The following is a 7730-nucleotide window of genomic DNA, read 5'->3' as shown; positions in this document are numbered from 1 at the left end:
TAGCTGCGCAGGTTGAACTTCAGATACCATAGCTGGCACGGTATTGAGTGATATTTTCCAGATGCTGCGCCATCTCAGGCTTGTCTTTCAGGTACTCAATCAGATCAGCCAGGCTGACGATAGATACCACCTGAGTATTGAAATCCCGCTCGACTTCCTGAATAGCAGACAGCTCACCTTTACCTTTTTCCTGACGATCCAGTGCAATCAGCACGCCTGCTAACGACGCACCGCATTCGTCCAGTAACGCCATAGACTCGCGAATTGCCGTACCTGCGGTAATCACATCGTCCACCAGCATTACGCGACCTTCCAGTGGACTGCCCACCAGATTACCGCCCTCGCCGTGCTCTTTTTTCTCTTTGCGGTTAAAGCAATAAGGCGTATCAATATCATGCTTTTCCGCCAGCGCTACAGCCGTGGTCGTTGCAATGGGAATCCCCTTATAAGCCGGACCAAACAGCACATCAAATTCTATGTTGGCAGCCAGCAGCGCTTCGGCATAGTATTGACCTAATTTGGCGAGATCACGGCCGGTGTTAAATAGCCCGGCGTTAAAAAAATAAGGGCTTTTACGGCCCGATTTCAGCGTAAATTCACCGAAACGCAACACATTGCGCTCCAGAGCAAACTCAATAAAGGCTTTTTGATAGGCTTGCATTTAATCGACCTCCGGAAAATTAAGCTAACGCTTTTTTCTGAGCATCAAATACTTCCACCAGGCCTTGTTTCGCCAGGGTCAGCATTTGGTTCATTTCTTCAAAGCTGAAAGGTTCACCTTCGGCAGTGCCCTGCACTTCAATCAGTTTGCCGGTATCCGTCATGACCACATTCATATCGGTTTCCGCGGCTGAATCTTCGATGTATTCCAAATCGGCAACCGGCTCACCTTTGTAAACACCTACTGAGATCGCCCCAATCATGCATTTCATTGGGTTGTTATTGATGATGCCTTTTTTGCGCATCCAGCTCAGTGCATCCGCAATTGCCACACAGGCACCGGTGATAGAAGCAGTACGGGTACCACCATCAGCCTGAATCACGTCACAATCCACTGTGATGGTATTTTCACCCAACATTTTTAAATCCACGGCAGCACGCAGTGCTCTGGCGATCAAACGTTGGATTTCCATGGTGCGACCACCTTGTTTACCGCGTGCAGCTTCACGCTGTGAACGGGTATGGGTAGCTCGTGGCAACATACTGTATTCCGCTGTTACCCAACCGCGGCCTTCGCCCTTCATAAAACGTGGCACACCTTCTTCCACAGTGGCGTTACACAATACCTTGGTATTGCCAACTTCAATCAGTACCGACCCTTCGGCATGACATGTAAAGTTACGGGTAATGGTGATGGGTCGGATTTGACCCGCGGTTCTGCCACCTGGACGCATTGAAAAGCTCCTGTTTATTAAGAGGTAAATATAAAAAAGGGTAAACTGGCCCTCGAACAGGTAGTTTACCCTTTGATCAGACAATTATGAATATATAAAGCAGAAAGTGCTACTTTAAGTGTTGCTCTAAAAACGAGGCAACTTTTTCAAAATACATGCCCCGGTTGTCTTCGCCGTAAAAGCCATGGGTCTCAGTGGCTCTGACAAACCACTGAAATTCTTTTCCGGATTGGGTGAGCGCCGCTTTAAATGCCTCAGCCTGTTCAAATGGGACGCGTCGGTCTTTTTCGCCATGCGCAATCAATACCGGAGCCTTAATCAGTGCCGCTCTTTTTGCCGGAGAAAAACTATCGAGCAGCGATTTATCCAGCCCCAACACCATTTTTAAAAATTCTTCTCCAAAATATTGGTCTGGAATATCCCCTTCTTCAAACATCATATTCAGATCAAATACGCCTGAAGTAGCGATTACACAATCAAATAAATCAGGAGCAAGCGTAGCGGCCTGTGCCGCACTATAACCGCCAAAGCTGGCTCCCATAATACAGACTCGATCATTATCTATTTCTGGCTGAGCCAAAGCCCACTGCGTACCTTCAATGATATCTTGCTGTACGCGTCTGCCCCACTCTTTATAGCCTGATTCCTGAAATGCGGTTCCATAGCCACCTGAGCCACGGTAGTTTAGCTGCAAAACCGCATACCCCTGGTTTGCCAGCATCTGTACTTCCCGGTCGAATCCCCAGTAATCCCTGACACCATGAGGCCCACCATGAACCAGGGTCACCAGTGGAGCAGGTTTGTCCGATTTAGCCGGAATAGTCAGATAACCGTGTATCTTTTGTCCATCAGAGGCATTGAACGTGATGTACTCCATCGGAGACATCACGTCAGCAGGTACCGCATCAAACATCGAAAAGACTTTTTTCAGGCTCTTCTTCGATTTATCGAACAGATAGAAGCTTCCCGGAGAAACATCAGAGCTGACCCGCAGAACCCAAAGTTTGCTGTCTCTGGTGCGACTGGTCACTGAAACATTCTGTCCCTGGAACGCCCCCAACAACGCCCGAAACATGGCGGCATCTTGCGCTTCGCTATCGAAAATGATGTACTCCGGGTAACTTACGTCCACGCGCAACGCGTATACCGAACTCATGTCCTTGGCAAACATTACCTGGGTAATATCGACATCCTTATCGGTAAACAAATGCGCGCTGGTCTGGGTTTTAGTATCCCACTGGTAAATTCCCTGAGAACTTCTGTCACCCTCGCTTAAGTAGAAAAATCGCTGATCATCCCCAGCAAAGGCTAACGGGAAAAAGGCGTTATCTCCGCTAAATTGTGGCATCAACTGCCAGTCTTCTTCAGCGTCATGCCACTGATAAAACTCACTGACATTAGATTCACTTGTGCCCTGAACAAAACGCACAGCCCCCGTGCTATCTGAAAAGAATGTCGCGCCTGGCACAGGTGACCTGGCCAGATTTCCGCTGGTTTTACCGCTGTATACATTTAACTTATGCACAGTAGCGAATCTGGAACCATCATCGGAGTATGGTTCGGAAGATATCAGTACATGCTTGTCATCATCTGGCAGTATGTGAACTAAATCAGCCCAGCCTCGTGTCTTGCGTTTGACTGTAAGCTTAAGTGAACCGGCGCCCCCCTTTAAGCGGTAGCCATATAACAGGTCGCCCTTGCTGCCATCAACGTTGATGCCATATAACTCACCGTAGTAGAGCGGCTCCTCCTGGGCCACCGATGTAGCTAACACCTTGATTAACAAGCGTTCATTGTTAACCCAGAAAAACTCGCCCACCTGATGAGGTTCGGGAAATTTGAGATAGCCTACTTTTTCCATGGTTTGGCTATTCAGCATGGCAAGTTGTCTCTCACCCGCAAAAATTCCCCGAACGGCAAGATGTTCACCATCCGGTGATATTTTGACGTTGGAAACTGTGTAGTCTTTAGCAAAATCCGAAGGTCTTACAGGCTCGGCCGCCAGCAAACCTGAAGAAAACACCCATAAACACAATAGTAGCCGCACGATAAATATTCCTTTTTACGTTCAAAAAGCAGCGGCCATAATATTATGAATTAGCCCACTTGTTGCAGCTTATTTCAGATACTGCCGCAAAAAGCCTGCAACGGTCTCAAAATACTCGGCACGATTGTCTTCATCAAAGAATCCATGTGTTTCGCTGGAACGAACAAACCATTCATAGGGCTTATCGTGCTCTTCCAGGGCATCTCGCAATTGTTCGGCCTGTTCAATTGGAACCCGTCGATCTTTCTTGCCATGGGCAATTAATACCGGCGCCTGCAAATGAGTAACCCGGTTGACCGGAGAAAAGGCTTTTAATTCAGCTTCGTCTTCACCCAGTACTTTTTCCAGAAAACTTTCACCAAAAAACAATTCCGGGATATCCCCCTCGTCAAACATCATCTGCAAATCAAAGACCCCGGCGGTAGCAACCACACAGTCAAATAATTCGGGGGCCAGCGTGGCCGACTGAACGGCTGAATAGCCTCCAAAGCTGGCTCCCATAATACAAACTTTCTCCGGATCGACCTGTTCCAACGCCATTGCCCAGCGAGTACCTTCAATGATGTCTTTCTGGATACGGTCACCCCACTGGCGGTGTCCGGCCTTTTCAAAGTCCTGCCCGTAACCACCTGAACCACGGAAATTGACACGCAATACCGCGTAGCCCTGATTAGCTAACATCTGTACTTCAGGGTCAAAGCCCCAATAGTCTCTTGGACCATGCGGGCCGCCGTGCACTAACGTAACCAAAGGTACTTTACCCGAGGCCTTTTTAGGTAACGTCAGGTAACCCGGAATCTCCACACCATCTGAAGCTTCAAACCAGATTGGCTGCGTGCTGGCCATTTGCTCTTTGGGCACCGCATTGAATACGTCAAACAATATCTGAATGGCCACGTTTTCGCGGTCAAATAAATAGTAGGTTCCTGCAGATGTATCAGATTTAACAAACACCACCCAGAATTTTTCATCGCGACTTTTGCTCACAATAGTCACTTCTTGGCCGACAAATGTCGCCAGTAAGGATTTAAAGACCGCTACGTCATCTTCCTGATCGTTAAACAAAATATATTCAGGATAGCCATTGTCGATGCGAATGCCATAAACGGCACTTTTATCATCGGTGATAGCAACACCGGTAATATCCACCTTTTGATCGACATAAACCTTACTGGACTCACCGGTTTTCAGGTTGTATTTAAACACCCCTTGTTTGTCGGTATCGGCGTCATTTACATAAAACAAGTGTTCATTGTTTGCGTCAAAACTGTAAGTAGCAAAACCGTCACCAATATTGATGTCGCTGTTGGTTTGCCATTCTTGCGATTCCGCATCATAGCTAAAAAATTGTTTTTCGCCTTTTTCGGTCACGCCTGTGACAAAACGCAACTGCCCTGCCCTGTCGACATCAAAAACACCTGCCGGGAGAGGAGAACGCGCAATTTTCGAACTTAGTTTGCCATTGTAGATATTGAGTTTGCGCAGCTCAGGGGGGCGAGACGAATCTTTCGAGGCGGGTGTTGAACTGATCAGAATGTGATCTTCATCATCCGGTAAAAAGTGGACTATTTCCGCCCAGCCGCGGGTGGCAGTACCGCGCCGAATATTGCTGCCTGCCGCCTTTTCTATTACGTCGTAGCCATAAATGTTTTTGGCCTTGTCACCGTCGTAATTCACCGCAAACAACTCACCATAATAGAGTGGTTCACTTTCCCATGTTCGGGCTTGCAGGATTTTGATGACCAGGCGCTCATTGTTTACCCAATAAAAAGGGCCGACCTGGCGGGGGTATGGAAGGTTGGCGCCGCCAACTACTTTAAAGGTTTGAGTATCCAGCACCAGTAACTTGCGCTCTGTGTCTTCCAGAACTCCCACGGCGAGATACTTGCCGTCTGGCGAAACCTTTGCGGAATAATATTGATTACCTCGGGCAAAGTCCCCGGGCGAGACCGCCATGACCTGATGAGACAACGCCAGAATTAATAGCACGATCCCTGTATATATTCCCTTTCGCATAGCAAAACTCCTGTATAAATAGATATGATTCCTTAATCTAGCGCAATGGTACAGACAACGGATAGCAATAAAAAGACACCCTTTATAAAAATTAGGACATTTCTCCGCAGAGCTTGTAAAACAAGGGCTTCCATAAAATAGCTCTTTGCCTGCAGAGCGCTTTACGTTACCATGACTGCTTTCCAATTCAGTAAAGAACTCAGCTCATGATCCACAGTATGACCGCCTTCGCCCGTAAAGAAATTAAAGCCGACTGGGGCACCGCAGTTTGGGAAATTCGTTCTGTGAATCAGCGTTTTCTGGAAACCTATTTTCGCCTGCCTGAACAGTTTCGGGGACTGGAACCCATCTTAAGGGAACGCTTTCGCGCCAAACTGGCGCGCGGAAAGGTAGAATGTGCACTGCGCTTCAGCACCGAAGATGCCACAGTCAACAATGTCACTCTGAATAAAGACCTGGCGCAACAACTGTTAAAAGCCGCTGACTGGGTGCAGTCTCACGGTCAATCCACCGGCGTCAATCCCGTAGACATTTTGCGTTGGCCCGGCGTGGTAGCCACCGAAGAAGCAGACATGGACACCATCCAAAACACGCTATTGCAAGGTCTGGATGACGCCTTACAAGATTTTCTGCAAGCTCGCGCCAGTGAAGGTAAAGCCATTGACGCCATGATCAATCAGCGCCTTGATGCCATTTTGGTGGAAGTAGATAAAGTCGGCAATCACATGCCAGAAGTGATCCAGTGGCAAAAGGATAAACTTATCGCCCGCTTTGAAGAGGCCAAAGTAGAGCTGGAAGAAACCCGCGTTGAGCAGGAAATGGTGATGTTGGCGCAAAAGCTGGACGTTGCAGAAGAACTGGATCGCCTGAAAGCTCACGTAGCAGAAACCCAAAAAATCATGAAAAAAGGCGGCGCCTGTGGCCGACGCCTGGATTTTATGATGCAGGAATTCAACCGCGAATCAAACACCCTGGGTTCAAAATCCATCAACGCCGACATCACTCAATCGGCAGTTGAGCTTAAGGTTCTAATCGAACAGATGCGCGAGCAAATTCAGAATATTGAATGATATCTGAAACACCTTGATGAAAGGTTTCCAGCATGTCTTTCAGGAAGCCTTTCTGATATAGCGTTACTGCTCCATCAATAACTTCTCAGAACAACGACGGCCATTTTGCCAATGCAACCCCACAAACCGGTAAATTATCAGACCCAACAATTATAAACTGGAAAAATCTTCTTAATAAACAGTAATATAGCGTTTTTCTATAAAACACTATCACCTATGAAAACGTTAAACTGTGTCTGCAGTCAGTTTCTAAAAGTCTGTGAAAAGCAAAAAAACCTATCCGCCCACACACTGAAAGCCTACGAAATTGATCTCGCACAGTTCAAAGCATGCATCGGTAGCAACGCACTAACAATAGCAATAGGCAAGGAGCAAATTAAACGTTTTCATATTTGGCTAATTGAACTTGAACTTTCCCCTACGTCGATCAAAAGAAAACTCGCTTGCGTCAAAGCCATGTTCAGATGGTTGGAATTGGAGGAGGCAATAGAAGCCAATCCCTTTCATAAGGTTAAACTCGAAATCAAACTGCCAAGGTTGCTTCCCAAAAATGTCGAAGCCAATAACCTTATACAGATGATCTCTACAGCCAGGCGTCGCTGTCCTTTACTGAGAATAAATGATCATGCTTTGTTACAGACAAAATTGACAGGTTTACATAAGAGAGAGCTTAATGATTATACCGTATTAGTCGCTCTTGAAGTAATGCTCGCTACTGGTGTCCGCGTAGGCGAATTAAGCCGCTTAAAAATAGCTGACATCAGTTTCCCAAAGCAGAAAATTAAAATCTTAGGAAAAGGCAGTCGTGAGCGCTACGTATACATACCCGATGACGAACTCAACCAATTGTTGCAAACCTATATTATATTGCGGCAAGAGTTAAACCCCGATACAGACAATTTCCTCATTAATAGCAGAAGTAAACCAGCTTCAACTCAGTTCTTACGCAAGCTCATCAAAAATATTGCAGAAAAAGCTAAGATAAGCCAGAAGGTGACACCGCACATGCTACGCCATAGCGCTGCTTGTGAACTGCTCGACTCAGGCCTTGATATACGTTTTGTACAAAGACTGCTGGGTCACAGCAGCATCTCTACAACCGAAATCTATACCCACGTAAGTGACAATATTCTACAGGAGAAAGTGACTGCAGCAAACGTCAGAGGAAAGCTATCTCTTAAGTAAGCATAACTAAGAATTATG

General features: G+C 46.8%; 6 protein-coding genes. 2 read left to right on the top strand and 4 right to left on the bottom strand.

Features of this window, described 5'->3' with window-relative positions; translation table 11 throughout:
* Positions 1 to 19: 19 nt before the first annotated feature.
* The 4 genes from pyrE to LJ740_RS22280 all read right to left on the bottom strand — a co-directional run bounded on the left by pyrE (position 20) and on the right by LJ740_RS22280 (position 5457).
* Positions 20 to 661, bottom strand: a complete 642-nt coding sequence (pyrE, locus tag LJ740_RS22295) for an orotate phosphoribosyltransferase (protein WP_229531352.1) — start codon at positions 659 to 661, stop codon at positions 20 to 22.
* 19 nt (positions 662 to 680) lie between these two features.
* Entirely contained in the window at positions 681 to 1394 is a 714-nt protein-coding gene (gene rph / locus LJ740_RS22290; protein ID WP_229531351.1) for a ribonuclease PH, read from the bottom strand.
* Positions 1395 to 1503: 109 nt separating this feature from the next.
* Positions 1504 to 3441 (bottom strand): alpha/beta hydrolase family protein, encoded by a 1938-nt coding sequence (locus tag LJ740_RS23395; RefSeq protein ID WP_229531350.1) that lies wholly within the window; start codon positions 3439 to 3441, stop codon positions 1504 to 1506.
* Between the two features lie 69 nt (positions 3442 to 3510).
* The gene (locus tag LJ740_RS22280; protein WP_229531349.1) at positions 3511 to 5457 is read right to left on the bottom strand and encodes an alpha/beta hydrolase family protein; all 1947 of its coding nucleotides are present in this window, start codon (positions 5455 to 5457) and stop codon (positions 3511 to 3513) included.
* A 206-nt stretch (positions 5458 to 5663) separates the two neighbouring features.
* On the opposite strand from LJ740_RS22280, the gene LJ740_RS22275 reads away from it, so the two are divergent.
* Positions 5664 to 6527 carry a YicC/YloC family endoribonuclease gene (locus LJ740_RS22275; protein ID WP_229531348.1) on the top strand — a complete coding sequence of 288 codons (864 nt, stop codon included), beginning with the start codon at positions 5664 to 5666 and terminating at the stop codon, positions 6525 to 6527.
* 216 nt (positions 6528 to 6743) lie between these two features.
* On the top strand, positions 6744 to 7712 hold the full coding sequence (locus LJ740_RS22270; RefSeq protein ID WP_229531347.1) for a tyrosine-type recombinase/integrase: 969 nt from the start codon (positions 6744 to 6746) through the stop codon (positions 7710 to 7712).
* Positions 7713 to 7730: the final 18 nt, after the last annotated feature.

The sequence above is a fragment of the Planctobacterium marinum genome (assembly GCF_020687805.1).
GTDB lineage: Bacteria > Pseudomonadota > Gammaproteobacteria > Enterobacterales > Alteromonadaceae > Planctobacterium > Planctobacterium marinum.
The sequence above is the reverse complement of the archived record's forward strand: the minus strand, read 5'-3'. Positions and strand labels throughout refer to the sequence as shown.